Source organism: Curtobacterium sp. MCBD17_026, from assembly GCF_003234895.2.
GTDB lineage: Bacteria > Actinomycetota > Actinomycetes > Actinomycetales > Microbacteriaceae > Curtobacterium > Curtobacterium flaccumfaciens.
This window is the reverse complement of sequence record NZ_CP126281.1, coordinates 1,114,401-1,140,546: the sequence shown is the minus strand read 5'-3', so window position 1 is coordinate 1,140,546 and position 26,146 is coordinate 1,114,401. Positions and strand designations below refer to the sequence as shown.

Below are 26,146 nucleotides of genomic sequence, written 5' to 3'. Positions count from 1 at the left end.
CGCTGTCCCCGAAGGGTCGCGTCGGAGTCACATCTCTTCGTGCGTGTCCGGGTCGCCGTCCCACAGGCGACCGCGCTCGAGCGCGGAGATCGCCTGCACCTCGTCGTCGGTCAGCTCGAAGCCGAAGACGTCGAGGTTCTCCTTCTGGCGGGCGGCGTCTCCCGACTTCGGCACCGGCACGGCACCGAGCTGGACGTGCCAGCGCAGCACGACCTGGCCGGGGGCCACACCGTGCGCGGCGGCGGCGTCGACGATCGGCTGCTCGGTGAGCAGTTCCGACCGCTTCGCGAGCGGGCTCCAGCTCTCGGTCACGATGCCGAGCTCCTGGTGCACCTTCCGCAGTTCCGCCTGGGGGAAGTACGGGTGCAGCTCCACCTGGTTGACGGCCGGGGCGACCCCGGTGGCGTCGACGATCCGGCGGAGGTGCTCCGGCGTGAAGTTCGAGACGCCGATCGAGCGGACCTTGCCGCTGTCACGGAGGTCGACGAACGCCTTCCAGGTGTCGACGAACTTGTCCACCGACGGGTTCGGCCAGTGGATCAGGTACAGGTCGACGTGGTCGAGCCCCAGGTTGCCGAGGGTCTCGTCGATCGAGCGGTGTGCCTCGTCGTAGCCGTGGTGCCGGCCGGGCAGCTTCGACGTGACGACGAGGTCCTCGCGTGCCACCTCGGACTCGCGGACGGCGCGGCCGACGGCGTCCTCGTTGCCGTAGTTCAGCGCCGTGTCGAGCAGCCGGTAGCCGCTCGTGATCGCGGTGCCGACCGCCGCCGCGCCCTCGTCGCCGTTGAGGCCGTAGGTGCCGAGGCCGAGCTCCGGAAAACGGTGGCCGTCGTTCAGCTCGATCGTCGGGGCGCCGACCTGCATCAGCGGACCCCGAGCAGGTCGATCACGAAGATGAGGGTCTTGCCGGACAGGAAGTGGCCACCGCCGGCGGGTCCGTAGGCGAGCTCCGGCGGGACGACGAGCTTGCGTCGGCCGCCGACCTTCATGCCGGGGATGCCCTCCTGCCAGCCGCGCACCAGGGCCGCGAGCGGGAAGTCGATGGGCTCGCCGCGGTTCCAGGAGCTGTCGAACTCCTCGCCGGTCTCGTACTCGACGCCGGCGTAGTGGACCTTGACGGTCGAGCCGGACGACGCTTCCTCGCCGGAACCCTCGACGATGTCGGTGATGACGAGCTCGGTGGGGGCGGGACCCTCGGGGGCGTCGAACTCGGGCTTGCTGTTCAGGTCAGTCATGCCGATCAGTCAACCAGAGCGCGCACCGGGAACGCGCAACGAGCGTCCAGCCCGCAGAATGGTTCCACCGTGACACCATCGACTCCCGCACCGCCGCGCCGCCGCCTGCTCGCCGACCTCACCCCGCTCCGCCGCTCCCCCGCCTTCGCCCGCCTCTGGGCCGGCACCGCGATCGCCGGCATCGGTACCCAGATGACCACCGTCGCCGTCGGGCTCGAGGTCTACGAGATCACCCGCTCGACCTTCGCCGTGGCCCTGGTGGGTGTCATCGCGCTCGTGCCGATGATCGTCGCCGGCCTGTACGGCGGCATGCTCGCGGACGCCTTCGACCGACGCCTCGTCGCGCTCGTGTCGTCGATCATCGCGTGGGTCGCCGTCGCCCTGATCGCCACGCACGCCTGGCTCGACCTGCACAGCGTCGCACTGCTCTACGTGCTCGCGACGGTCAACGCCGTGGCCGCCACCGTCAGTAATGCCTCCCGCTCCGCCATCGTCCCGCGGCTCGTCGGCACCGACCTGCTGCCCGCGGCGAGCGCCCTGGGCGGGATCGCGTCGGGGTTCCAGGTCACCGTCGGTCCGGCGATAGCGGGCGTGCTCATCGCGAGCGTCGGGTTCGCGCCGACCTACACGATCGACGTCGTGCTCTTCACGTTCGCGTTCCTCGGGGTGTTCACGCTGCCCCGGATGGCCGCCGACCACGACGCACTGCGGCCCGGGCTCGGCTCGCTCATCGAGGGCGCGAAGTTCCTGCGGCGGTCACGCAACATCACGATGACGTTCGTGCTCGACATCGTCGCGATGACCTTCGGGCAGCCGCGTGTGCTGTTCCCCGCGATCGGCGCGCTCGTCATCGGCGGTGGGTCGATCACCGTCGGGACCCTGACCGCCGCGTACGCGATCGGGGCGCTGCTGTCGAGCGTGTTCTCCGGGCCGCTCGGGCACGTCCGACGCCAGGGTGAGGCCGTCGGCTGGGCCATCACCGCGTACGGCGGCGCGATCGCGGCGTTCGGTGTGGTCATCGCGCTGGCGCACGTGCTCGGCGGCCGCTCGGGCGAAGCGTTCGGCGTCGAGATCCTGCCGGCACTCGGGCTCGCGGCGCTGTTCCTGGCGATGGCCGGCGGCGCGGACAACGTCAGCTCGGTGTTCCGGAACACGATCCTGCAGGCGGCATCGCCGGACGGCATGCGCGGTCGGCTGCAGGGCATCTTCATCGTGGTGGTCACGGGCGGCCCGCGGCTCGGCGACCTGTACGCCGGCCTGGTCGTCGCGGCCGGCATCGCGTACCCGCCGGTCATCGGCGGCGTGCTCATCATCGGCCTCGTCGCGCTGCTCCTCCGGGTGGTCCCGTCGTTCCGCCGCTACGACGCGCTGCACCCCCACGCCAATTGACGGGCGGTGCGGTGCGGTCGGGTCGCCTCGACTCGCCTCGCCGAGACTCGGCTACGCGGACAGTTCCGCGGCCGAACGCGCGGGAGACTGTCCGCCGGGGCGAGACTCGGCTACGCGGGCTGCGGGTGGGACGCGACCACCCCAGGACCGGAGGCGCGAGGCGGGCCCGCACCGCGCCTCCAGGACCGCACGTGTCGGGTACCGTACGACACATGCCGGACAGCGCATCGCGCGACCTCCAGCGGACCGGAGTCCGTGCCGTCGTCCGGCGCACCTACCACTCGGTCATCCGGCACCGCGTCGTCGACGCGGCCGCGTCGCTGACGTTCTTCGCCCTGCTCACGGTCTTCCCGACCGCATTGGCGGTCGTGTCGGCGCTGTCGATCGTCGACCGCAAGGGCGACAGCCTGACGGACATCGTCCAGGTCCTCGGGTTCATCGTCAGGCCGGAGACCGCCGAGCACCTCGAGGGGCCGCTCCGGCAGCTGCTGACCCTGGACAACCCCTGGCTCGGGTTCACGATCGGCGTCGTGCTGACGCTCTGGTCACTGTCCGGCTACGCGACGGCGTTCGGACGGGCGATGAACACCGCCTACGAGGTCGAGGAGGGCCGGCGGATCTGGAAGTTCCGCAGCATGATGCTCCTCGTCACGCTGCTCGTCATGGTCGGCGGCGCCGTCGCCATCGTCATCCTGCTCGGCACGCCGACCATCTCCGAGGCCGTCATCCGACAGCTCGGGTGGGCGCCCTGGATCGACGACGTGTGGAACGTGGTGAAGTGGCCGGTGCTCGCGGCCGACCTCGTCGTCATGGTGGCGGTGCTCTACTACGCGACGCCGAACGTGAAGACCCCGCAGCTGCGGTGGGTGTCGGCCGGTGCCGCGTTCGCGATCGTGACCTGGGCCGTCGCCACGGTGGGGTTCGCGCTCTACGTGGAGACCCTCGGTGGCGGGAACCGCGCCTACGGGTGGCTCGGTGGCGCGATCCTGCTGCTCGTGTACCTGTACATCTCGAACTTCGTGCTCGTGGTCGGCGGGGAGCTCGACTCCGAGGTGATCCGGATGCGGCAACTGCTCGCAGGCATCGAGGCGGACGAGTCGATCCGGCTGCCGCTGCGGGACGTCACGCGGAACTTCACGCTCGCGCGCTGGCGGGACCAGGACATCGCGGCCGCGCAGCACGTCCGGGCCGAGGCCGCGCGGGTGGCCGAGGAAGAGGACGCCGAGCCGACCCCGGGCGAGGAGCACCTGCGGGCGCTGGCGCAGCAGGTGCGGGTGGGCGAGCGGCCGCTGCCCTGACCGGTGGGTGCGTGGGCGCGCGGACGCCCCGTGTCAGCGCTTGCGCGCCTCGGCGTCCAGCATCTCCTCGGTGATGATCGGGATCGCGCCCGTCGCCAGCTCGATGCCCGACAGCCGCGCTGGGCTGAGCACCCGCATGACCTGGTCCTCCTCCATCAGCCCCGCGGCCACGACGAGCGTCGAGATCGGCGTCGAGGTGGTCAGCGCCGTGTGCGCGATCGACGCCGCCGCCGCGTACCCGATGTACGGCGTGAGCGCGGTGACGACGCCGACGTTCGTGTCGACCTGGGCCGCGAGCTTCGCCTCGTTCGCCTCGATGCCGACGACGCAGTGCTCACGCAGGGTCGCGCAGCCGCGGGACATCCACTGCAGCGACTGCAGGATCGAGTGGGCGATGATCGGCTCGAAGGCGTTGAGCTGCAGCTGCCCGCTCTCCGCCGCCATCGTCACGGTGGTGTCGGCCCCGGCGACCGCGTAGGCGATCTGGTTCACGACCTCGGGGATCACCGGGTTGACCTTGCCCGGCATGATCGACGAGCCGGCCTGGCGAGCCGGCAGGGTGATCTCGCCGAGACCCGCCTGCGGACCGGACGACAGCAGCCGCAGGTCGTTGCAGATCTTCGAGAGCTTCGCGGCGCTGCGCTTCACGGTGCCGGACAGGGTCATGAACGCACCGGCGTCGCTCGTCGCCTCGATGAGGTCGGGGGCGGTGACGACGTCGATGCCGCTCGCCTCCTGCAGCTGCCGACGGACCTCGTCACGGTAGAGCGGGTCCGCGGTGATCCCGGTGCCGATCGCCGTCGCGCCCAGGTTCATCTCGGCGAGCAGCGGCATCACCTTGCGGAGCAGGTCCGCGTCCTCCTGGATCGTGTGCGAGAAGCCGGTGAACTCCTGCCCGAGGGTCATCGGCACCGCGTCCTGCAACTGCGTCCGGCCCACCTTCAGCACGTCGGCGAAGGCGCGGCCCCGCTCGGCGAACGCCGCGGAGAGCTCTTCGAGCTGCACGATCAGACGGCGGACGCCGAAGATCATCGCGATCTTGATGCTCGTCGGGTACGTGTCGTTCGTCGACTGGCTGCGGTTCACGTGGTCGATCGGGTGCAGGTACGCGTAGTCGCCCCGCTCCCGACCGAGGAGTTCGAGCGCCCGGTTCGCGAGCACCTCGTTCGTGTTCATGTTCGTGCTCGTCCCCGCACCGCCCTGCACGACGTCGACGACGAACTGCTCGCGGAGGGCCCCGTCGCGGACCTCCTGCGCCGCGCGGTCGATCGCATCGGCGCGCTCCTCGTCGAGGACACCGATCGCCCGGTTCGCCCGCGCCGCAGCCTGCTTCACCGTGACGAGCGCCTCGATGAGGTCCGGGTACACGGCGATCGGAACGGAGGTGATCGGGAAGTTCTCCAGTGCCCGCAACGTGTTGATGCCCCAGTACGCGTCGTTCGGGACCTCCCGTGATCCCAGCGAGTCGCTCTCGGTCCGCGTCGTCGTCGTCACAGGTGCCTCCTCGTTGCCGGTCACACGTCGAGGCTAGTCCCGTCCGTCCGGCCGGTCCGGGAACGCGCCGGGGCTGGTGGGACCGGCGGCGTTCCTGCGCGAGCGGGCGGAATACCGGGGTCGCCTCGGCACCGCACGCGGGCGTTTCGCCCGCTCGCCACGCGACGGCCTGGAGGCCCGGTGCCAGGCCGCCACGGGCCTCCCGTCGCTTCGTGAGCAGAAGATGTCGGGTCCCAGACGGCGACCCGACATCTTCTGCTCACCGAACGCGCCGCCTGCGCGAGCGGGCGGAACACCGGGGTCGCCTCCGCAACGCACGCGGGCATTTCGCCCGCTCGCCACGCGACGGCCTGGAGGCCCGGTGCCAACCCGCCACGGGCCTCCCGTCCGACCCGCGGTCACGCCCGGCCGCGAGCGGGCGAAAGACCGGGGTGCCCGCGCGCGAAGACGCGGGCATTTCGCCCGCTCGCGCCAGGGGCGCACGCCCGAGGTGGGCGCCCTCACACTTCGTGAGCGGAACGGGTCGGGCCGCCGACCGCGACCCGACATCTCCTGCTCACCAAGAACGCCCCGCCCGCGCGAGCGGGCGGAATACCGGGGTTGCCTCCGCAGCGCACCGCGGCATTTCGCCCGCTCGCCACGCGACGGCCTGGAGGCCCGGTGCCAAGCCGCCACGGGCCTCCCGTCCGACCCGCGGTCACGCCCCGCCGCGAGCGGGCGAAAGACCGGGGTGCAAGCGCGCGAAGGCGCGGGCATTTCGCCCGCTCGCACCGTGCTCACGCCTGGGCGCCCTCGCGCACACGTCGTGAGCAGAACGGGTCGGCTCGCAGACCGCGACCCGGCCGCTTCTGCTCCCGAAGTGCGCAGTTCGAGCAGCGGACGCAGAAGACGCCGGGTCGCGAGGGGCGACCCGGCGTCTTCTGCTCACCCGGTGAGCGTGCCCGTCAGTGGAACTGCGGGACGATGAGGTAGATGCCGTAGAGCACGACGGCGCCGCACACGACGAAGCACGCGATGGCCGCGGCACGGAGCGCACGTGCGGCCGCCGAGGCTCCGGCCGGGTTCGGGAAGCCGGCGGTGGCCGGGCCGATCGTGCCGTCGTCCTTCACGGTGAACTTGCCTTCGCGGGTGTCGGCGGCGCTCCAGAAACGGAGGCCGACCGAGTACACGGCGACGACGAAGCACGACGAGACCACGGCGACGAGCGCCACGGTGAGGAATGCGAACCAGTCGATGCCCATCAGCGACGGCCTCCCTTGCGGGCCGCCATGCGACGGAGCGTGCGCTCGCGGCTCAGTTCGGCGCGACGCTGGGCGACCGCGTCGGCACGCTTCTTGCGCTGCATGTCACGCAGCTCCTTGCGGGTCAGGACCGCGTTCGCGGCGACGTCGACCTCGATCGCGGAGGCCTGCTCGTGCGGCTTGCGGAGCGACCACAGGTACAGGCCGAGGATGACGACGGCTCCGATCACGGCGTCGAGCACGAGCCCGATGACGCCGAGGCGGGCGATGCCCGAGGCGACCGCACCGACCGCGGCGGCCGCGGGCAGGGTGATGAACCAGGCGATGACGATCTTGCCGGCGGTCGACCACTGGATCTTCGAGCCACGACGGCCGAGCCCGGCACCGATGATGGACCCCGAGGACACCTGCGTGGTCGACAGCGCGAAGCCGAGGTGGCTGGAGGCGAGGATCGTCGCGGCGGTCGAGGCCTCGGCGGCGAAGCCCTGCGTCGCACGGATCTCGGTGATGCCCGAGCCGAGGGTGCGGATGATGCGCCAACCGCCGGTGTAGGTACCGAGGGCGATCGCGAGGGCACAGGCGACGACGACCCAGAACTGCACGCCCTGGTTCGACGACTGCGCGCCCGAGGCGATGAGGGTCAGCGTGATGACACCCATCGTCTTCTGCGCGTCGTTGGTGCCGTGTGCCAGGGACACCATCGAGCTGGTGAAGACCTGCCCGATGCGGAACCCGCCGCGCTCGTTCGGGAACACCGGACGCTTCGTGATCCGGTACGCGATGCGCGTCGACAGGAACGACACGAGCGCGGCAATCACGGGCGAGGCGAACGCCGGGATGATCACGACCGTCAGCAGCGCGACGTAGTTGACCGACTGGAACCCGGCGCCGACGATCGCGGCACCGATCAGCCCGCCGAACAGTGCGTGCGACGACGACGACGGCAGCCCACGGAGCCACGTGATCATGTTCCAGACGACTGCCCCGATCAGGCCCGCGAAGATCATCTCCGGGCTGATGGCGACGCCACCGGGCCCCTCGTTGATCAACCCGTGCGAGATCGACGTCGCCACGGCGGTGCTGAGGAACGCACCGACCAGGTTGAGCACCGCAGCGACGGTGACCGCCACCTTGGGCTTCATGGCGCCGGTCGCGATCGGGGTCGCCATCGCGTTGGCGGTGTCGTGAAAACCGTTTGTGAAGTCGAAGAAGAGGGCCAACGCGATGACCAGGACGACTATGAGTGTGATGTCCACCGCGGGCAAGTGTCCCAGGCGTCGGCCCTTCGAGCAAACCTGATCGGCAACCTGTCGTTCACCGCAGCTTCACGCTCGTTCAGCTTCGGAACCATGCCGATGGGAGAATGCGTCCATGGACACCGCTGAGCTCCTCATCCTGCTGATCGGATCGCTCGCGGTGACGGGGTTCGCCCGGGCCAAGGGACTCCCCGCTCCACTGCTCGTCACGGCGGTCGCCCTGGCCGCCTCGTTCCTGCCCGGGCTGCCGCCGATGGAGATCGACTCCGAGGTCATCCTCACGGTGATCCTGCCGCCGCTGCTCTACTCGGCCGCCCTCGACGTGTCGTGGCAGAGCTTCCGCGGCTCGATCAAGCAGATCCGACGGCTCGGCATCTTCCTGGTGATCGTCACCGCCCTGGTCGTCGGCGGGGTGGCGTACCTGCTCATCCCGGACATGACCCTGCCTGCGGCGATCCTGCTCGGCGCGATCGTCGCGCCGCCGGACGCCGTGTCCGCCGCCGCGATCGGTCGGAAGCTCGGACTGCCCCGGCGCGTCATGACCGTGCTGTCCGGCGAGAGCCTGATCAACGATGCGGCCTCGCTGACCCTGGTGCGGGTGTTCACGCTCATCATCGCGGGCACGTCACTGACGATCTGGCAGGACCTCGGCATCTTCGGCTTGGCGATCGGCGTCGGTCTGGTCGTCGGCATCGTGCTCGGCGTCGTCGTGCACTGGATCCGGATGCGCATCAACGACCCCGTGGTCGAGACGATCATGAGCATCCTGCTGCCCTTCGTCGCCTACATCCTCGCCGAGGACCTGTCCGGCTCCGGGGTCATCGCGGTCGTCACGGCCGGCCTGTACATCGGCTACAACTCGCCCAAGGAGGGCTACGCCACCCGCCTGCAGGAGCGTCCGCTCTGGACGAGCATCGACGTCATCCTCGAGGGCTTCGTGTTCGCGCTCATCGGCCTGCAGCTCAACACCGTCGTGCAGGACCTGGTCGAGAGCGAGCGGAGTCTCGGGCAGACGCTCACCGCTGCGGCCGTCGTGCTCGTCGTCGTGATCCTGGTGCGGCCGCTGTTCGTGTTCGAGTCCTACGCGCGCAACCGCATCAACGGGAAGTGGCTCCGGCCGCTGCGGATCAAGCTGTCCCGCGGACACCCGTCGCTGCGGTGGATGCGCGGTTCCGCCGAGCCGAAGCTCAACTGGCGGGAGCTCACCGTCATCTCGTGGACGGGCATGCGCGGTGTGGTGACCCTGGCGGCTGCGGTGTCCGTCGTCGCGAGCCCCACGCAGATCCCGGCGCAGGACACGATCTTCATCATCGCCTTCTTCGTCACCGTCGGCACCCTGCTGCTGCAGGGACTCACCCTGCCGTTCGTCATCCGCGCGCTCAAGGTGCAGGACCCGGCCGAGGGCGAGGAGGACGTGCGCAGCGAGATGCGGCTCAACCAGCGCACCACCGAGGCCGCGATCGAGCTGCTCGAGAAGCGGCGTCCGGCGTGGGCGAAGCAGTACGGCTCGGAAGCCGTCGACTCGGTGGTGAACCGGCTGAAGGCGCGACTCGAGCGTCAGGCCGAGACGTTCCGTCAGGACGCCGAGGAAGAAGAGGACGAGGGGCGGAACGTCGCACTGCGCCTGCGTGGCTCGCAGATCCAGGACATCCGGCGCGAGCTCCTCGACCGCCGCCGCGAGATCGTGCTCGAGGAGCGGGAGAAGGGGAACCTCGACGAGGAGGTCATGCGCCGCGTGCTCGTGACCCTCGACGCCGAGGAACTCGCGATGGACTCGGCGCAGGCATCGCGCAGTCGCTCCTGATCACCCCGGGCGTATCCTGGCGCTCCGATCGAGAGCAGGAGCAGAGCGCCGAGTGAGCACGCCGCGGAACGACGTCCCCAGGAACGACGACGGACCGGAGCGCCCCGGCAGTTCCCGTCCCACGCCGCCGAAGCCGCGCGGGACCCGCCCCTCGGCACGTGGGACCAAGCCGCGTCGTGGTGGCAAGGTCGCCGGGCACACGCGTTCGGTACCCCGACGACAGGCTCCGGTGCCCGCGCCCCAGCAGCACGGCGCCTACCGCCGGTGGTACTCGACCCTGCACCCGTCGCTGCAGTTGATCGGCCTGCAGCTCTGGATGCCGCTGTTCTTCATCGTCGGGTTCTGCCTGTGCTACGTCTTCGCGTTCCACGCCCCGCATCCGCACGACGTCCCGATCGCCCTGATCGGCAGCGACCCGGCGTTCGTCCAGGCGGTGCAGCAGGCGTTGCCCGGCGAGTTCGTGTTCCACTCGTACGACTCGCTCGCGCAGGCGAAGCGCGACGTGGTGGGCGGCTCGATGGCGGTCGCGTACGACCCCGCTGCGAACGAGTTCTTCAAGGCGAGCGCGCACCAGTTCCAGGTCGCGAGCCTCGTACCGGCCACCCTCACCGCGGTGCTGACCGGCCTGGGCGTCGCGACCCCGAAGGTCACCGAGCTCGCGCCCCTGCCGGCGTGGGACGAGTACGGCACCGTCGCGATGTACGTCATGCTCGCGTGGTGCATCGGCGGCTACATGGTCGCGATGTTCATCGGCATCATGGGCGGCCCGCTCCGGCACCGCACACGGATGACGGTCATCGTGGTCGGCGGCCTCGTCATCTCGCTCATCACGAACACGCTCGCCGGGCCGGTGCTCGGTGCCATCCACGGGCACTGGATCCAGCTCGTGCTCATCGCGTGGGGCTGGATCGTGGCGATCGGCCTGGCGGTGAACGGCCTGAGCTACTTCGTCGGCCGGTTCATCGCCGCGCCCGCGATGATCTGTTTCGTCTTCCTGTCCATGCCCTCGTCCGGCGGCGCCTACCCGAAGTGGTTCATGCCCGAGCCCTTCGCCTGGCTGAACAACGTCGTCGTCGGCTCGAGCATGGTCGACATGATCAAGCACCAGGTCTACGGCGTCGGCCCCGGCCCGGCCCGCGGCCTGATCACGATGGCCTGCTACGCCACGGCCGGCCTGGTGCTGATGTACTTCGGCAAGAAGTGGTGGGAGCGCCGACGGATCCGGGCGATCGTCACCGGCAGGACCACGATGTTCCAGGACGCCAACACCGCCAACCGCGAGTTCCTCGGTGGGCAGCGCGACGCCGAGCTCGAGCGCCACGGCCTGACCTCCACCGAGACCGGCACCCTGAGCGTGCTGCGCGACGACGACTGGGAGGACGACCGCACCGGCGGCGACGTCTTCACCGGCGGTCGCGACGGCCTGGAGCCGGACGCGACACCGACCGGTCGCATCGCCGTGCAGCGCCCCGGGGACCGCACCGGCCCGGTGCAACGGCCAGGAGGCGCGGGGACCGGACCGCGCACGCGTCCCGTCCCACGCACCGAGGGCTCCAGGGCGTCGGCTCGGTCCGACACGTCGGACGAGCCGCCGCACGGCCGGCACGCGGACCGGTAGCTCGTTCCTGACGGTCGCACCGCTCGCGCAGACCGACTGCTTGCGCATGTTCCGACAGTGCACCAGTCGAACGACGCGAGTTCTGTCGCATGATGCGCGTGCATCATCCGTGCCGGCACGCGGATCGGTGAGGTGCCGCTGACGCGTATCCTGATCGGATGAACCCGCGCATCACCTGGCACCGCGTCCTCATCACCGTCGTCGTCGTGTTCCTCGTGCTGACGGTCGGCTTCTACGCCGCGAGCGTCCTGCTCGCGCCCGCCGACGGCCGCGGCACCGCCGGGCTGTTCGTCGGGTGGGCGATGTTCTCGATGATCGGCGCGATCGTCGTCGGCATCATCGACTTCTTCGTGCGACCCCTGGGTGGCCGGAGCGGCGACGCCGACGTCATGGCCGCCGCCGAGGAAGCGCGCACCGGCAGCACCCGCACCCAGCAGCCGCGCTAGCCGCTGGCCGCTGGCCGCTGGCCGCTGGCCGCTGGCCGCTAGTCTCCCGCGTCGACGCCGACGCCCGTCCCGGTGAACCCGGCGACCGTCGCGTCGTCCTCGGCGAACGTGAACCGCGCGCGGACGCTGCCGCCGGCGAGCACCCCCGGCAGCCAGTAGCGGGCGTCGTCCCACATCGCGTCGTAGGGCACGGTGTCGACGGGGATCCACCGCGGCTCCAGTTCGTCCGAGCCCGACGGGTCGCCCTGCCAGCGGCGGCAGACGAAGACGTCCGAGACCTGGGACCAGGACGGTCGGTACGGGAACCGGTAGTCCAACGTGCCACGGGCCTCCAGGTCGACCGCGTCGAGCCGCAGGCCGACCTCTTCTCGCACCTCGCGCACGGCGGTCTCGACCGCCGACTCACCGGGCTCGCGCTTGCCGCCGGGGCCGACCAGACGGCCCGTGCCGAGGCCGCGGCGCTTCTCCCCCAGCAGCACCTCGGGGCCTGACTCGCCGTCGCGCAGCAGGTACACGACCACCACCCGGGGATGCTGGGACTTGCTCTCGTCGCGAAGGGTCACGCGTCCAGTGTGACCGATGGAGTGTCGTACGCTTTCCCCATGGCAGGCGTGCTGCGGGGGCACCATGGCTGAGCCCCGCAGGACCGGGCGCAGCCTCGAAGTGCTGCGCGCCGAGGCCGCCGAGGAGATCTCGATGCTCGTCGAGCACCGGAGCCGTCAGGGCGAGGACCCGTGGGAGTTCATGCCGACGCTCCCCACCGTCGACGAGCAGGTCGTGCTGATCCTGCGCGCGGACGCCGTCGACCTGGACGAGGCGATCGGCAAGCGGCACGCGCAGTGGTCGAGCCACCCGGCGTCCGGGCAGGGCACCAGGCTCGGCGAGGAGTACCACCGGCTGCGCCGGATCGCGCTGCAGCACCCCGAGCTGACGCCCGCCGTGTGGAAGCTGCTCGGCGCCCTGCCCGAAGCGGGCTGACGCGCGCGCCGGCGCACGCACGCGCGCACACCGCGGCACCGCGCACGCACGCACCCGCGTGGGGTTGGATGGACGCATGACCGAAACCGTGCTCGCCGTCCTCAACCAGCCCTCCCGCGACGCCGCGCCGCACGACCCCGCGGCCGATGCCTTCACCTGGGCGAAGCCGCTCGAGGAGCACGTGCAGGTGCAGGACCTCGGCGTCACGCGCGGCGACGGCGTGTTCGAGACGATCACGGTGATCGACGGCCGGCCCCAGGCCCTCGAGGCGCACCTCGCCCGCTTCGGCCGCTCCGCCGCGATGCTCGACCTGCCCGCCCCCGACCCGGAGGCCTGGCGCCAGGCCATCGAGGCCGTCTGCGCCCGCCTCGACCCGGTGCGCGAGGCCTTCGCCAAGACCGTCCTGACCCGCGGCGTCGAGGGCACCGACCGCCCGACCGGGTGGGTCTACGCCGCGCCGTCGGGCGACTCCACGGCCGCACGCACCGAGGGCATCTCCGTCGTCGTCCTGGACCGCGGGTACCGGCACGACGTCGAGCGCACCTCGCCGTGGCTGCTGCAGGGCGCGAAGACGCTGTCGTACGGCGTCAACATGGCCGCCCTGCGCGAGGCCGTCCGCCGCGGCGCCGACGACGCCCTGTTCGTCTCGAGCGACGGCTACGTGCTCGAGGGCACGCGCGCCAACCTGATCATGAAGGTCGGCGACCGGCTCGTCACGCCCCGCACCGACATCGGGATCCTGGCCGGCACGACGCAGGCCGACGTGTTCCGTTTCGCCGAGGAAGCCGGCATCGAGACCGCCTACGAACTCGTCACGCTCGCCGACCTGGCGGCGGCGGACGCGCTCTGGCTCGTGTCGAGTGTGCGGCAGGCTGCGCCGATCCGTTCGGTGAACGGCGACGCACGTCCGATCGACGCCGAGCTCACGACGCGCATCAACGACTTCCTGCTGGCACGCGAGGTCTGAGCACGCGGCGCCCCCGGCGCGTGCTCCGCGCGCGTTTCGTGCTGAGCGACACGTCACGGGGCGGCGTGCGCGTGAGGTGTCGCGCACCGCGAAATGCGGCGTGGGTCCACGACGGACTGGAGGCGCGGTGCCAGCTGGCACCGCGCCTCCAGTTGCGTGTCGTGCTCGCTACCAGCGCGGCGTGGTGACGCCGGCTCCGTCGGCCCACGTGAAGACGGGCTCGCCGTCGATCCAGACGCGCGTCGCGCGGCTGGTCGCGTCGAGCGGGTCGCCGTCCCAGAGCACGAGGTCGGCGTCGTAGCCCTCGGCCAGGCGACCGACGCGGTCCCCGAACCCGAGGAACTCGGCCGGGTTGACCGTGAGCGCCTCGAGTGCGGTCTGGGCGGGCAGGCCCTCCTTCACGGCGGCGGTCGCCTGGTCGACGAGCATGTTGATCGGCACGACCGGCGCGTCCGTCGTGATGGCGACCCGGACACCGGCCGCCGCGATCGTGGCGAGGTTCGGGATGCCGCGGTCGCGGAGCTCGACCTTCGAGCGGCTGGTGAAGAGCGGGCCGTAGATGACCGGGATGTCCTTGGCGGCCAGCACGTCGGCGATCTTGTGCGCCTCGGTGCCGTGGTTCACGACGAGCCGGTAGCCGAACTCCTCGGACAGGCGGATCGCGGTGGCGATGTCGTCGTGGCGGTGGGTGTGCTGGTCCCAGACGAGCTCGCCGTCGAGCACCCGGACGAGCGTCTCCTTCGTCAGGTCGCGGGCGAACGGCTCGTCCTTCGCGGCGGCGGCGTCACGGGCGGCCCGGTAGTTCTGCGCCTCGACGAAGGCGTCGCGGATGACCTTCGCGACGCCGAGCCGGGTCGAGGGCGTCTGGCCCTTGCCGCCGTAGACGCGCTTCGGGTTCTCGCCGAGGGCGCTCTTCACGCTCACCGAGTCGGAGATGAGCTGCTCGTCGATCGTGCGGCCGCCCCAGGTCTTGATGGCGACGCTCTGACCACCGATCGGGTTGCCGGAGCCGGGCTTGACGACGATGCTCGTGATCCCGCCGGCGAGCGCGTCCCGGAAGCCCTCGTCGTCGATGTCGATCGCGTCGATCGCGCGGACGCCGGCCGTGTTCGGGGCGGTCATCTCGTTCGTGTCGTTGCCCGCCTCACCGTTGGCCTCCTCGTGGATGCCGACGTGGCCGTGCGCCTCGACGAACCCGGGCACCAACCACGAACCGGCTGCGTCGACCACGGGCATCCCCTCGGGCGGGGTCACGTCCGGACCGATCGCGGTGATCCGGCCGTCCTCGACGACGACCGCGCCGCCGTCGAAGGCGGGGGCGGAGACGGGGACGACGTGGGCACCGGTGATCGCGAAGGAGTTGCTCATGGCACCAACGGTACGCGGAGGGCGCGGTCGGGCTCCGGGCGGGCCTGAGGGCGAGCGGGCGAAACACCGATTCCTGGCGTCGAGCGTCCGGGCGGCCCTACCGTCGCGGGATGGCACACCACAGCGAGACCCGGCCTCCGCACGAGTGGCCCGTCCACCAGCATGCGGAGCGCCCGTGGCGGAGCGCAGTCCGCGGGTGCCGCGACGACCGTTTGGTGACCACCGTGCGGGTGTCGCTGCCCCCGTCCATCGCGAGGGCTCGGTGGACACCCGACGACGAGACCGTCGCGCTGCTCGACCGGAGCGCCACGGCCCTGCGCACCCTCGACGTCCGCCACGGCTCGCGGCTCGCACCGCTCGGGTCCGTGCTCGGCCGGACCGAAGCCGTCGCGTCGTCGCGGATCGAGGACGAGTCCGCGACGATCGACGACCTGGCACGGGCCCTCGTCGGCATCCGGGCGAACGCTGGTGCCACCGCGGTCGTCCGGGCCGGCGGCGCCGTCGAGCACCTGGTGTCCGGAGCGGACTCGGGCACCGTCACCGAGGCCTCCCTGCTCGAGGCACACCGCCTGCTGATGCGCGACGATCCGGTCGACGGACGGTACGCCGGCCGGTACCGCGAGGTGCAGAACTGGATCGGCGGCGGCGCCACACCCCGCGACGCCGTCCACGTGCCACCGCCGCCCGAGCTCGTGGCACCGCTGATGGCCGACCTGTTCGCGTTCGTGCACCGCGTGGACCTGCACCCGATCGCCCAGGCGGCGATCGCCCATGCGCAGTTCGAGTCGATCCACCCGTTCACCGACGGCAACGGTCGGATCGGGAGGGCACTGATCGGGGCCGTCCTGCGGCGACGCGGGGTGACGACGACGCTCACGGCACCGGTCGCCACCGCGCTCGCGGCGGACCGGCTGCGGTACTTCCGGCACCTGGAGCAGTTCCGCGACGGCCGGGTCACCGGGTTCGTGGTCGACCTGGCCCTCGCGATCGGGACGGTGTGCGACGAGGCGACGCTGAGCGCCCTGCTGCTCGCCGAGCACGACGCCGACCGGTCCGCCGGCCCCTGTGCCTCGGGCCCGCACGCCGTGGTCGGCCGGGCACTCGCCGACGACCCCGTCCTGACCGAAGCGCACCTGGACACCCTGCTCACCGCCGACGAGGTCGAGCGCGTCACGCACGACCTGGTGCTGGCGGGAGTGCTCCGTCCGGTCACCGGTCGACGCCGCGACCGCGCGTGGGTCGCACCCGCCGTGGTCGCCGAGCTCGAGGCGTTCGAGCAGCGGGTGCACGCCGCTGTGGGCGGGCGCGAGCGCACGGCGGCCTGACCGGGGGTGCGGGCGAATAGGGTGGGACGGTGAGCAACGAGCACACCGCATCCACCCCGCCCAGCGCCGCCAAGCGGCCCGTGACACGGACCCACCACGGCATCGACTTCGTCGACGACTACGAGTGGCTGCGGGACAAGGAATCCCCCGACACCCTGGCGTACCTCGAAGCCGAGAACGCCCACACCGACGCCGCGACCGCGCACCTCGCGCCGCTGCGGGACCGCATCTTCGCCGAGGTGAAGAGCCGCGTGCAGGAGACCGACCTCTCGGTGCCGGTCCGCATGGGCGACTGGTGGTACTTCACCCGCACCGCCGAGGGCAGCCAGTACGGCGTGCACTGCCGCACACCCATCGCCGGCCGCGACGACTGGACACCGCCCGCCGTCGTCGAGGGCGAGTCGACGCTCCCCGGCGAGCAGGTGGTCCTCGACGGCAACGCGCTGGCCGACGGCCACGAGTTCTTCTCCCTCGGCACCTACGACATCAGCGACGACGGCACCCGCCTGGTCTACGGCATCGACGTCGAGGGTGACGAGCGGTACACCCTGCACGTGCGGGACCTGGCCTCGGGGACCGACCTCGGCGACGCCATCCCGAACACCGGGGCCGGCGCCACCTTCGACCCGGCCGGACGCTACGTGTTCTACCCCACGGTCGACGAGTCCTGGCGTCCGGACAAGATCTGGCGGCACACGGTCGGCACCGCGGCGTCCGAGGACGTCCTGGTGTTCGAGGAGCCCGACGACCGCTACTGGGTCGGTGTCGGTGTCACCCGCTCCTCGCAGTACATCGTCATCGAGCTCGGCTCGAAGATCACGTCCGAGGCGCACGTCCTCGACGCCGCGGACCCGACGGGTGAGTTCCAGGTCGTCTGGCCCCGTCGCGAGGGCGTCGAGTACGAGATCGAGCACGCCATCGTCGGCGGCAGCGACCGGTTCCTGGTGCTGCACAACGACGGCGCCGAGAACTTCGAGCTCGTCGACGTCCCCGCCGACGACCCGACGTCCGAGCGTGACCGCCGCGTCGTCGTGGCACACCACACCGAGCGCCGCATCGAGTCGGTCGACGCCTTCGCCGGACACCTCGCCCTGGAATACCGGTCCGAGGCGCTCCCCCGCGTCGCGATCATCCCGATCGAGGGCGACGGCTACGGCGACGCGCACGAGGTCCCCTTCGACGAAGCACTGTTCTCGGCGGGTCTCGGCGGCAACCCGGAGTGGGAGCAGCCGACCCTCCGCATCGGGTACACGTCGTTCGTGACCCCCTCCGAGGTCAGCGACCTCGACCTGGCCACCGGCGAGGTCACCGTCCTGAAGCGCCAGCCCGTGCTCGGCGGCTACGACCCGGCCGACTACGTGCAGGAACGTGACTGGGCGACCGCGTCGGACGGCATCCGGGTGCCGATCTCGCTCGTCTGGCGTCGTGACGCCGTCGAGGACGGCACCACGGCACCGCTGCACCTGTACGGCTACGGCTCGTACGAGCACTCGATCGACCCCGGTTTCAGCGTCATGCGCCTGTCGATGCTCGACCGCGGTGTCGTCTTCGCCGTCGCGCACGTCCGTGGTGGCGGTGAGCTCGGCCGGCACTGGTACGAGAACGGCAAGACCCTGACGAAGAAGAACACGTTCACCGACTTCGTCGCGGTCGCCGAGCACCTGATCGAGTCCGGCCGGACGAGCGCCGACCGGCTCGTGGCCGAGGGCGGCAGCGCGGGCGGGCTCCTGATGGGTGCGGTCGCCAACCTCGCACCCGAGCGGTTCGCCGGCATCCTGGCCGCCGTGCCGTTCGTCGACGCGCTGACGAGCATCCTCGACCCGGACCTGCCCCTCACCGTCATCGAGTGGGACGAGTGGGGCGACCCGCTGCACGACGCCGAGGTCTACCGCTACATGAGCGAGTACACCCCGTACGAGAACGTTCGCGACGACGTGCAGTACCCGCGGATCCTCGCCGTGACCTCGATCAACGACACCCGCGTGCTCTACGTCGAGCCCGCGAAGTGGACCGCGAAGCTCCGCGAGGTCGGCGCGCCCGTGCTGCTGAAGACCGAGATGTCCGCCGGCCACGGTGGTGTCAGCGGTCGCTACGCATCGTGGAAGGAGCGGGCGTTCGAACTCGCCTGGCTGCTCGACGTGCTCGGGCTCGCCGACGAGACGCCCGCCGCCGCGACCGCCAACCCGATCGCCGCGGGCTGAGCCGCTCCGCGCACTCCGTGAGCAGAAGAGGTCGGGTCCGAACGCGGGACCCGACCTCTTCTGCTCACGAAGCAAACAGCGGCGAACAGCGGCGCAGGCGGCGCACGCAGCGCCCGCACCGCGCTCACACGCGGTTGAGCGCGTGCACCGCCTCGTCGTAGGACTCCTCGGCCAGGCGCACCCGGTCCCCCGCGAGCACCCCGTACCCGAACGTGCCCTCACCCCCGCGCTCCGCGATCGCCGCGTTCGCCCGCAGGATGTCGAGGGCGTGCAGGGACCGCACCCGTTCGGTCAGCACGTCGGCCGCGGTGCCGATCCGCTTCCACAGCGCGTGCGGGAACGCGTCGTCGCCGAGCACGTCCATCGCCATCCGGGCGCGCATCGTCTCCTGCCACGCGGCCTCGGTGGTGGTCCGGTCAGCGGCCTCGCGCTCGGCGGCGGTGTCCGAGGTGTCGTCGGCGACGGCGGCCCGGACGAGCTCGCGCACGCGCGGCTTCACGTCGGCGCCGACGTCCTGCGCGACCTGCTTCGGTGCGCGGAGCGACCACGCCGTCGGCGCCGGGCGCTCGGCAGCGTCGTCGAGGGCGTCGAGCAGTTCGAGGAACGGCTCGCCGTGCAGGAACGCGACGACGTCCCGCACCGCCTGGTCGCGACGTTCCCGGGTCGAGGCGAGGATGCGCTCACGGGTCATCGCGTCGACCAGGTCGTCCTGCGCCGGCGACGACGCCCGCGGCAGCCGGTCGATCAGGTACTCGGCCAGCGCCGCACGCGCGGTGACGCCCGCCAGGCCGTCCGCCGCCTCGGCGGCGCGGTCGACGGCCTCGCCGTCGGGGAACGCCGGGCGGTAGGCGCCCAGGATCGCGGCGATCTCGAGGGTGGTGTCGGCCGCCTGCCGGAGGTCGGCCGTGTCGCCGGAGCGGAGCCGGGCCTCCTGACCGAGCAGCGCGACACGCAGCTTGCGCACCCGCTTCGCCAGGATGCGTGCGGTCGTGCCCTTGGCCGGCTTCTCCTCGGTCTGGAGGCGCGGTGCCGGTGCTCCTGCCAGCCCACGTGCCAGCTTGGACGCGACGGCGGCGGGGCCGGCGCCGACGGCCGCGAAGCGCCCGTCGAGGGCCGCGAACAGCTCGTGGGCGATCTGCGGGTCGACGCCGTCGACGGTCTCGACCTCGACCTCGCGCCAGGTGCGCGGGGTCTCCGGAGCGTCGTCGTCGAGGCGCTGGGCGGTGACCTGGTCGTCGGCGAGCTCGGCGATCTGGTCGCCGTCCTCGTCGAGCAGTCGTGTGACGGTGCGGGTGGTGGTGATCCGGACGACGGGACGCAGCCCGCGGCCACGACGCTCCGTGAAGAGCGCGGCGAGGACCTCGTCGGGCACCGTGTCGGCGTCGTCGGTCAGGGGGAACTGCTGCTCGTGGCGGACCGTGTCCGACTCGGAGCGCTTGATGTGCCAGCCGGCGTCGGGGCCACCGGTGCGGCGGCGGACGGTCACCCGCGCGGCCACCAGGTCGTACCGCTCGGTGTCCCAGTAGGTCGCGTCCAGTTCGAACGGCTCCTGGTGCTCGGTGCGGAGGATGCCGCCCGCGCCGACGAGGTCGGGGAGGGCGCCGCCCTCGGGCAGGTCGTAGGTGCGCTCGATCTCGAGGTGCGTGTGGCTCACACGCTCTTGTCTACCAGGCACTGCGGGGTTTCCCCGCACCCGGGGTTAGCCTGCAGGGATGAGCGACACGATCACCCGCGAGCAGTTCACGCCCGGAGCCGGCGGCGTCACGATGTTCACCACCACGTGGTGCGGCTACTGCGCCCGGCTGAAGAACCAGATGTCGAAGGCCGGGGTGCCCTTCACCGAGGTCGACATCGAGCAGACCCCGGGCACGGCCGAGCTCGTCGCCGAGGTCAACGGCGGCAACCAGACCGTGCCGACGCTGGTGTTCCCCGACGGCTCGACGGCGACCAACCCGTCCCTGGCCGAGGTGCAGTCCCGCATCTGAGCGGTCGCGCCGCGGCACCCCTTCGCAGAACACCGGTGTTCACGCTCCGAACACGCGCATGACGCGGTTCAGTGCACGAACACCGGTGTTTTGTTGTCAGCGCCGCGCGCCGGACGCGCCGCGCGCCGGCCCTAGCCGCCGAGCGCCTCGGTCAGCAGCGCAGCCATCGCGTCGAGCTGGATGTCACCGGAGTCGACGACCTCTTCGTCCGAACCGTCGAGCGCGCGGGCGGCCAGGGACGCCTTCGAGTCGATGAGCTCGGCGATCTTGGTGTCGATCGTCTGCGCGGCGATGATGCGCCACGCGGTGACGGGCTCTTCCTGTCCGATGCGGTGCACACGGTCGATCGCCTGGGTCTGCTCGGCGCTCGTCCACGACAGCTCGGCGAGCACGACGTTCGACGACACCTGCAGGTTCAGGCCGACACCGGCGGCGGTCAGCGAGCAGACGATGACGGCGACGTCGGGGTCGTTCACGAACGAGTCGATCTCGGCCGTGCGCTGCGTCGGGGTCTGGTCGCCGCGGATCGTGGCGGTGCGCAGGCCGCGACGGGCGAACACCTCTTCGGCCTGGTCCATCACGTCGAGGTGCTTCGCGAAGAACACGACCTTGCCGACGTTCGAGGCGAGCTGCGCTGCGTAGTCGGCCGCGAGCTGGGCCTTGGCCCGGCCGATGCGGCGGACCATCGAGAACACGTTCTCGCCGGTCGACGAAGCGTCCTGGTCCTCGAGCTCCCAGCGTGCGACCTGGCGGACCAGCTTGTGGTCGATGCCGACGACCGGGTCCTGCCCGGTGCGGGCGTCGAGCGCCTGGTGGTAGCGGCGGACGAGCTTCGCGGTGAGCTCGCGCTCGGCGTCGCGGATGGAGCGACCCTCGTCACCGTCGAGCTCGACGGGGATGTCGGCGATCCGGCGGGCGGGGATGTCCGCGGCGACGTCGACCTTGCGGCGTCGGACGATGCCCTGGTCGATGACGGCACGGCGGGCCTCGACGAAGAACCCGGGGTCGGCCGGCGTCAGGCCGATCTCCTCGAGCTCGTTCATGAGCTTCGCGCGCGGCTTCTTGTCGTCGATCCAGCCGAGGTACTCCCAGATGGTGCGGAAGTCCTCGACCGAGTTGATCAGCGGGGTACCGGTCAGCGCCATGAGCAGCGGCGCGGCGGTGCGCTGCCGGATGCGCTCGGCGATCTGCAGCACGAACCGGGCGCGCTGCGAGTCCTTGTTCTTGATGAAGTGCGCCTCGTCGACCACCATCCCCTTGAACCCGAAGTTGCCGAGCCACCCGGCGTGCCGGTCGAGGATCTCGTAGTTCACGATGACGATGTCGGCGAACCCGTCGAGGTCGTTGCCGTCCCCGTGGATCACCGTGGCGCGGTGGTTCGGCACCCAGCGCTCGGCTTCACGCGCCCAGTTCGTCTTGACGACGTTCGGCACGACGACGAGCAGCGGGAACGCGTTCGCGGCATCGGCGGCGAGCAGCGACTGTGCGGTCTTGCCGAGGCCGGGCTCGTCGGCGAGCAGGAACGTGCGGTGCCCCTGCGCCGCGGCGGCGACGAGTTCCGCCTGGTGCTTCATGAGCGTGGTGCCCGAGCGCGAGTGCAGCGTCGTGGGTTCCGGCAGCGGCATCGACGCCGCTCCCCCGCCCGCGCCGTACTCGAACGACTTGAACAGCGGTCCGAACAGTTCCCAGTTCGCCAGGCGACGCGGGTGCGCGACGGGCTGGTCGGCGAGGGCGAAGTCCGGCGGCATGAACGGGTTCGCGAGCTGGCGCTGCACGACCGCCTGCGGCACGACGGCCCGCACCGGGGTCTCGACCACCGCGGCGGGCTCGGACGCGATGACGAGGTCCTCCGGCTGCAGTTCCATGCCGCCGGCGATCATCATGTCGCGCTTGACCGCACGCGTCGCCTCGGACACCTGCACCTCTTCGGCGAGGAGCTGGATGACGCTGGTGTCGCGCGCCGCCGTCTTCGCCAGGATCGTGGCCACGCCGTCGAGCCGCTTGAGCTGCTCGGCGCGCTGCGCGTCGGTGAGCTCCGTGTCGGCCTTCACCCGCGCACGCTCTTCGCGCATGAGCAGGGCGACCGCCTGGAACTTCGTCCGGTTCGATGCCTTGAGCGGTCCGCGCTGCGCCGCGGCCTCGACCTCGCGCACAGCGCGGGCGAGGACGGGGATGACGCCGTCGTTGTCCAGCGGCCTGGTGCGACGTGACGCGGTCCGCGTCCCGCCGGCAGCTCGCCGGGTGCCTGATCGAGCCAACGCTCCTCCTGTTCCGCCCACACGTCGGGGCGATCCGCCCGTGGGGCGGGAAGTCCTGCACCGGGGCCTGGCGCGGCTCCGGTTCGGCTGCGGGCCACCGTGGCCCACCGCATCGCCGGTCCCCGCATCGGGACGTCCGGTGGACTCCCGCGAGCCGTTCCACACGAGCACCTGCCGGGAGCAGGTTCGGACGGTCCGCGCCGGGATCCGGCGTCGTCACACGCACGTGATGCCCCCTCGGGGCGGTCACGGCCCGGTCCCCGCGTCGATCAAGCGATCGACGGCTGCGTCCGGAATCGACGCGGCACGCGGGAACGCGGTGCGTGCGCGCTCAGTTTACTCCGGGACGACCGACAGAGGCGACCGGCGCGTTGCCCGCGCGCGTCGCGACGGCGGACGGGAGGCGCGATGCGGGCCCGACCCGCGCCTCCGGTCCGTCCTCCGGTCGTCTCTCAGACCTGCGGTGCGGACCGCGGGCGGGTCGAGCCACCGGTCGGGAGGCTCGGGGCCGCGTCCGCCAGGGCGGCCTGCGTCGCGGCGAGGAGCTGCTGGGCGGTCTGGATCCCGTTGGCGGAGCCGGTGGTCGCCTGGCCGCCGGCGTGGGCGAGCAGCTGGGCGCCGATGGCGGGTCCGATGCGGTCGGCCTCGCGCGGGTTGCGCGTGACCCAGTCGCGGGCGATCGCGTCGGCGAGGCGCTCGGCGGCGGCACCGCGCTCGGCGTCCCCGCGGGACCGGTGCCAGAGCCCGGTGACCACGAGGTGGGCGACGACGGCGCCGACGTCACGGACGGGGAAGCCCCAGCCCGCGGTGTCGATGTCGAGGAGGCCGGAGATGCGCCACGGCTCGTCCTCGTCGACGAACACCTGCTCCAGGTGCAGGTCGCCGTGCACGACCTGCTTGGTCGAACTCGACCAGCCGATGGAGCGGCGGCCGATGGCGTCGTACAGGCGGTCGATCTCCTCGGCGTCGCGCGGAAGCGCGGCGATGAGCGTGCGACGGTGCCAGTCGGCGTGGTCCATCGCGTCGGCGCGCGCCTGCTGGGTCATCGGGACGGTGGCGACCCGACCGCTCAGCGCGGCGAGCGACGCCACGAAACGCGGGTCGTCGGCGATGTCGAGGATGCGGCTGCCCGCGGGCACGCCGCGGATGCGCTCGAGCACGAGCAGGCCGTCGCCGCGGCTGGACAGCACGCGCGGCACCGGCAGACCGGCCGCGACGAACTGCTCGTGCGACTGCACGATCGGCGCGACCCGGTGCGGACGGACGATCTTCAGGAACAGGGTGCGCTCGGGGGCGTCGACGCGCACGACCGCGCGCTTGCCGGGCCGGTAGGCCGCCACGGTGAGCACCGGCTCCGTGACGGGCATGCCGAGCGTGGTCAGCAGCTCGGCGACGGCGTCGCGGTAAGTGACCTGCGGCAGCACCGGCAGGCCGGGATCGTTCGGGTACGCCCACACCGACACCGGGTCGCCCGTCGCCGGGTCGGTGACGATCGCGCTGTTCTGGTCGTGGGTGCCGCCGGTGTCGACGTAGGTCAGGACCGTGGCGCGCTGGCCGTTGCGGTCCACCGTGTCGACCTCGTAGCCGTACAGGTAACCGTTGCCCGAGGGCTCGACGGAGTGCGCCCGCGCGGCCACGACAGAGGTCCCGGAGCCGGCGAAGGCCTGCGGGATGACGCGCTCATGGTTGGGCCACACGAGATCAGTCAACAGTGTCGCGCGGGTTTCGTCGCGTTCGTGCACGGCTCGGCGCGGGGCCGGTGGCTACCGTGGTCGGTGTGAACCCGGTCGCGCGCCTCCGCAGCTCCAGTCGCACGCCGTTCCTGCAGGTCGTGAAGACCGCCGTCGCGGTGGTCGCCGCCGTGCTCCTCTGCCGCCTGGTCATCCAGGGGCCGTTCCCCACCTTCGCGGCGATCGCTGCCCTGCTCGTGGTCCAGCCGAGCATCAACCAGTCGTTCGTGAAGGGGCTCGAGCGGAGCGCCGGCGTGGTGATCGGCGTCGTGCTGGCCACCGGGTTCCACCTGCTGCTCGGCGACGGCGTCTTCGTCGTGCTGCTCGTCATCGTGCTCGCGATCCTCATCGCGTGGGCGCTCCGGCTCACCCCGACCTCGGCCACCCAGGTGGGGATCAGCGGGATGCTCGTGCTCACCGCCGGGGTCGTGACGCCGAACTACTCCGCCGACCGGGTCCTCGAGACCGTGATCGGTGCGATCGTCGCCCTCGTCGTGAACGCGCTCATCGTGCCGCCCGTGCTGCTCGAACCGGCGCACCTCGCCGTCGCCCGGCTCGCCCGCGACACCGCGGTGGCGTTCGAGCGGATCGCGATCGGCCTGACCGAAGGGTGGGACCGCGAGCGCTGGGACGAGGCGCTCGTCGCCGCCCGTGCACTGCGGCAGCAGCACGCCAAGGCCGAGGCGTCCCTGGGGTCGGCGCGCGAGTCCCTGACGATGAACCCGCGCGGCGGCCGGCACCGGACGATCCTCGACCGCGACGTGGCGATCACCGACCACCTGCGCGTCCTGGTGACCCGGGTCACCGGGATGACCCGGGCGATCCGCGACAACACCGCACCGGACCTGCGCGACGACCCGGTGGTGCACGGCATCGCCACCGAGGTGGCACGGATCGGTGCGGACGTCCGAGCACTCAGTGCGCGGGTCGAATCGACACGGCTCGACCCGGTGGACGGGCTCGGCCGGACGGACGCCAGCGCCTTCGGACCGGACGCCGAGCCGTGGGCCGAGGCCTCGGAGCCGGCGCTCACCGCGCCGCTCGAGGTGGTGCGCCCGAACTCCCGGCACTGGGTGCTCATCGGGGCGCTGCTCGAGGACATCCGACGGGTGCGTGGCGAGCTGCTCGGCGAGGACGACTAGTCGGTCCGCTTCAGCGCGCTGCGCAGGCCGCTTCCGACGCTGTCCGGACGACGTCCGACCAGATCACCGCGGTCGGCACGACGTCGGTCGCGGTCGCACCCGGGATGCCGGCGTCGGCGTACCGGCTGATCTCGGCGACGACGGCCTCGGTGCCGACCTCGCGTGCAGCACGGCTCGCCACGTCCGGCACCGCCGTCCGCAGCTCCGCGACCACGCGGTCGCGCGGAGCGTCCTCCAGCTGCGCGAGCGCGCCGATGCCCTTCCACGCGGCGTCCAGTTCGACGCGCAGGCGCACGATGGCCGGGTGGTCGATCGAGTCGTTCATGATCCCCCAGTGCGGGCGGCGCATCGGGTCGCGCTGTCCGCTGCCGGAGCCTAGCAACGAAGCAAGCCGCGCTCACGTCCCCAGGA

The 26,146-nt window shown here is 71.7% G+C and carries 22 protein-coding genes; 11 read left to right on the top strand and 11 right to left on the bottom strand.

Features of this window, described 5'->3' with window-relative positions; translation table 11 throughout:
- Positions 1-27: 27 nt before the first annotated feature.
- A complete protein-coding gene (locus DEI85_RS05380) occupies positions 28-864 on the bottom strand; it encodes an aldo/keto reductase (RefSeq protein ID WP_110859256.1) in 837 nt (278 codons plus the stop codon).
- A complete protein-coding gene (locus DEI85_RS05375) occupies positions 864-1,235 on the bottom strand; it encodes an FKBP-type peptidyl-prolyl cis-trans isomerase (protein ID WP_110859255.1) in 372 nt (123 codons plus the stop codon). The genes DEI85_RS05380 and DEI85_RS05375 overlap by 1 nt, the downstream gene beginning before the upstream one ends.
- Positions 1,236-1,304: 69 nt before the next feature.
- Between DEI85_RS05375 and DEI85_RS05370 the strand changes: the two genes are divergently transcribed.
- Positions 1,305-2,624, top strand: coding sequence for an MFS transporter (locus DEI85_RS05370; RefSeq protein WP_111123107.1), 1,320 nt, complete (start codon positions 1,305-1,307; stop codon positions 2,622-2,624).
- 212 nt (positions 2,625-2,836) lie between these two features.
- The gene (locus DEI85_RS05365; protein ID WP_110859253.1) at positions 2,837-3,922 is read left to right on the top strand and encodes a YihY/virulence factor BrkB family protein; all 1,086 of its coding nucleotides are present in this window, start codon (positions 2,837-2,839) and stop codon (positions 3,920-3,922) included.
- A 33-nt stretch (positions 3,923-3,955) separates the two neighbouring features.
- On the opposite strand, the gene DEI85_RS05360 is transcribed toward DEI85_RS05365, so the two are convergent.
- The 3 genes from DEI85_RS05360 to DEI85_RS05350 all read right to left on the bottom strand — a co-directional run bounded on the left by DEI85_RS05360 (position 3,956) and on the right by DEI85_RS05350 (position 7,913).
- Entirely contained in the window at positions 3,956-5,416 is a 1,461-nt protein-coding gene (locus DEI85_RS05360) for an aspartate ammonia-lyase (protein ID WP_258367025.1), read from the bottom strand.
- A 944-nt stretch (positions 5,417-6,360) separates the two neighbouring features.
- Positions 6,361-6,657, bottom strand: coding sequence for a hypothetical protein (locus DEI85_RS05355; RefSeq protein ID WP_110859251.1), 297 nt, complete (start codon positions 6,655-6,657; stop codon positions 6,361-6,363).
- Complete coding sequence (locus tag DEI85_RS05350; RefSeq protein WP_035807670.1) at positions 6,657-7,913, bottom strand: inorganic phosphate transporter; 1,257 nt, start codon at positions 7,911-7,913, stop codon at positions 6,657-6,659. Before DEI85_RS05350 ends, DEI85_RS05355 begins: the two co-directional genes overlap by 1 nt.
- Positions 7,914-8,028: 115 nt before the next feature.
- Here DEI85_RS05350 and DEI85_RS05345 point away from each other — a divergent pair, with 115 nt between their 5' ends.
- From DEI85_RS05345 to DEI85_RS05335, 3 genes are all read left to right on the top strand, one after another.
- Complete coding sequence (locus DEI85_RS05345) at positions 8,029-9,717, top strand: cation:proton antiporter (protein ID WP_110859250.1); 1,689 nt, start codon at positions 8,029-8,031, stop codon at positions 9,715-9,717.
- Between the two features lie 229 nt (positions 9,718-9,946).
- A complete protein-coding gene (locus tag DEI85_RS05340; protein ID WP_110859249.1) occupies positions 9,947-11,335 on the top strand; it encodes an ABC transporter permease in 1,389 nt (462 codons plus the stop codon).
- 158 nt (positions 11,336-11,493) lie between these two features.
- Positions 11,494-11,781, top strand: a complete 288-nt coding sequence (locus tag DEI85_RS05335; protein ID WP_027464737.1) for a hypothetical protein — start codon at positions 11,494-11,496, stop codon at positions 11,779-11,781.
- A 38-nt stretch (positions 11,782-11,819) separates the two neighbouring features.
- Here the strand turns inward: DEI85_RS05335 and DEI85_RS05330 are convergent, their stop codons facing one another.
- Positions 11,820-12,344 carry an 8-oxo-dGTP diphosphatase gene (locus DEI85_RS05330; protein WP_181420004.1) on the bottom strand — a complete coding sequence of 175 codons (525 nt, stop codon included), beginning with the start codon at positions 12,342-12,344 and terminating at the stop codon, positions 11,820-11,822.
- A gap of 64 nt (positions 12,345-12,408) precedes the next feature.
- Here DEI85_RS05330 and DEI85_RS05325 point away from each other — a divergent pair, with 64 nt between their 5' ends.
- Positions 12,409-12,759, top strand: coding sequence for a tryptophan synthase subunit alpha (locus DEI85_RS05325; RefSeq protein ID WP_027464736.1), 351 nt, complete (start codon positions 12,409-12,411; stop codon positions 12,757-12,759).
- Between the two features lie 76 nt (positions 12,760-12,835).
- The gene (locus DEI85_RS05320) at positions 12,836-13,726 is read left to right on the top strand and encodes an aminodeoxychorismate lyase (protein ID WP_111123106.1); all 891 of its coding nucleotides are present in this window, start codon (positions 12,836-12,838) and stop codon (positions 13,724-13,726) included.
- A 168-nt stretch (positions 13,727-13,894) separates the two neighbouring features.
- Here the strand turns inward: DEI85_RS05320 and DEI85_RS05315 are convergent, their stop codons facing one another.
- A complete protein-coding gene (locus tag DEI85_RS05315; RefSeq protein ID WP_111123105.1) occupies positions 13,895-15,094 on the bottom strand; it encodes an amidohydrolase in 1,200 nt (399 codons plus the stop codon).
- A 215-nt stretch (positions 15,095-15,309) separates the two neighbouring features.
- On the opposite strand from DEI85_RS05315, the gene DEI85_RS05310 reads away from it, so the two are divergent.
- Together DEI85_RS05310 and DEI85_RS05305 are read left to right on the top strand one after the other, a co-directional pair.
- Positions 15,310-16,419 carry a Fic family protein gene (locus DEI85_RS05310; protein ID WP_181435472.1) on the top strand — a complete coding sequence of 370 codons (1,110 nt, stop codon included), beginning with the start codon at positions 15,310-15,312 and terminating at the stop codon, positions 16,417-16,419.
- Positions 16,420-16,448: 29 nt separating this feature from the next.
- Positions 16,449-18,620: a S9 family peptidase gene (locus DEI85_RS05305; protein ID WP_111123103.1), complete on the top strand. Its 2,172-nt coding sequence runs from the start codon at positions 16,449-16,451 to the stop codon at positions 18,618-18,620.
- A 124-nt stretch (positions 18,621-18,744) separates the two neighbouring features.
- On the opposite strand, the gene DEI85_RS05300 is transcribed toward DEI85_RS05305, so the two are convergent.
- A complete protein-coding gene (locus DEI85_RS05300; protein ID WP_071405572.1) occupies positions 18,745-20,274 on the bottom strand; it encodes a CYTH domain-containing protein in 1,530 nt (509 codons plus the stop codon).
- A gap of 58 nt (positions 20,275-20,332) precedes the next feature.
- On the opposite strand from DEI85_RS05300, the gene DEI85_RS05295 reads away from it, so the two are divergent.
- Positions 20,333-20,605, top strand: a complete 273-nt coding sequence (locus tag DEI85_RS05295) for a mycoredoxin (protein ID WP_110859243.1) — start codon at positions 20,333-20,335, stop codon at positions 20,603-20,605.
- A 131-nt stretch (positions 20,606-20,736) separates the two neighbouring features.
- Here DEI85_RS05295 and DEI85_RS05290 read toward each other — a convergent pair whose 3' ends face one another.
- Entirely contained in the window at positions 20,737-22,863 is a 2,127-nt protein-coding gene (locus tag DEI85_RS05290) for a DEAD/DEAH box helicase (protein WP_071245021.1), read from the bottom strand.
- 452 nt (positions 22,864-23,315) lie between these two features.
- Positions 23,316-24,560: a phosphotransferase enzyme family protein gene (locus DEI85_RS05285; protein WP_111123102.1), complete on the bottom strand. Its 1,245-nt coding sequence runs from the start codon at positions 24,558-24,560 to the stop codon at positions 23,316-23,318.
- Positions 24,561-24,640: 80 nt separating this feature from the next.
- On the opposite strand from DEI85_RS05285, the gene DEI85_RS05280 reads away from it, so the two are divergent.
- Positions 24,641-25,735, top strand: coding sequence for an FUSC family protein (locus DEI85_RS05280; RefSeq protein ID WP_111123166.1), 1,095 nt, complete (start codon positions 24,641-24,643; stop codon positions 25,733-25,735).
- Positions 25,736-25,745: 10 nt separating this feature from the next.
- Here the strand turns inward: DEI85_RS05280 and DEI85_RS05275 are convergent, their stop codons facing one another.
- On the bottom strand, positions 25,746-26,060 hold the full coding sequence (locus tag DEI85_RS05275) for a hypothetical protein (protein ID WP_111191956.1): 315 nt from the start codon (positions 26,058-26,060) through the stop codon (positions 25,746-25,748).
- Between the last annotated feature and the right edge of the window lie 86 nt (positions 26,061-26,146).

Bases quoted from the DNA above. Each gene is read 5' to 3' on its own strand.
- DEI85_RS05355 (WP_110859251.1), bottom strand. From the start codon at position 6,657: ATGGGCATCGACTGGTTCGCATTCCTCACCGTGGCGCTCGTCGCCGTG.
- DEI85_RS05335 (WP_027464737.1), top strand. From the start codon at position 11,494: ATGAACCCGCGCATCACCTGGCACCGCGTCCTCATCACCGTCGTCGTC.
- DEI85_RS05295 (WP_110859243.1), top strand. From the start codon at position 20,333: ATGAGCGACACGATCACCCGCGAGCAGTTCACGCCCGGAGCCGGCGGC.
- DEI85_RS05320 (WP_111123106.1), top strand. From the start codon at position 12,836: ATGACCGAAACCGTGCTCGCCGTCCTCAACCAGCCCTCCCGCGACGCC.
- DEI85_RS05345 (WP_110859250.1), top strand. From the start codon at position 8,029: ATGGACACCGCTGAGCTCCTCATCCTGCTGATCGGATCGCTCGCGGTG.
- DEI85_RS05365 (WP_110859253.1), top strand. From the start codon at position 2,837: ATGCCGGACAGCGCATCGCGCGACCTCCAGCGGACCGGAGTCCGTGCC.
- DEI85_RS05375 (WP_110859255.1), bottom strand. From the start codon at position 1,235: ATGACTGACCTGAACAGCAAGCCCGAGTTCGACGCCCCCGAGGGTCCC.
- DEI85_RS05380 (WP_110859256.1), bottom strand. From the start codon at position 864: ATGCAGGTCGGCGCCCCGACGATCGAGCTGAACGACGGCCACCGTTTT.
- DEI85_RS05325 (WP_027464736.1), top strand. From the start codon at position 12,409: ATGGCTGAGCCCCGCAGGACCGGGCGCAGCCTCGAAGTGCTGCGCGCC.
- DEI85_RS05315 (WP_111123105.1), bottom strand. From the start codon at position 15,094: ATGAGCAACTCCTTCGCGATCACCGGTGCCCACGTCGTCCCCGTCTCC.
- DEI85_RS05275 (WP_111191956.1), bottom strand. From the start codon at position 26,060: ATGAACGACTCGATCGACCACCCGGCCATCGTGCGCCTGCGCGTCGAA.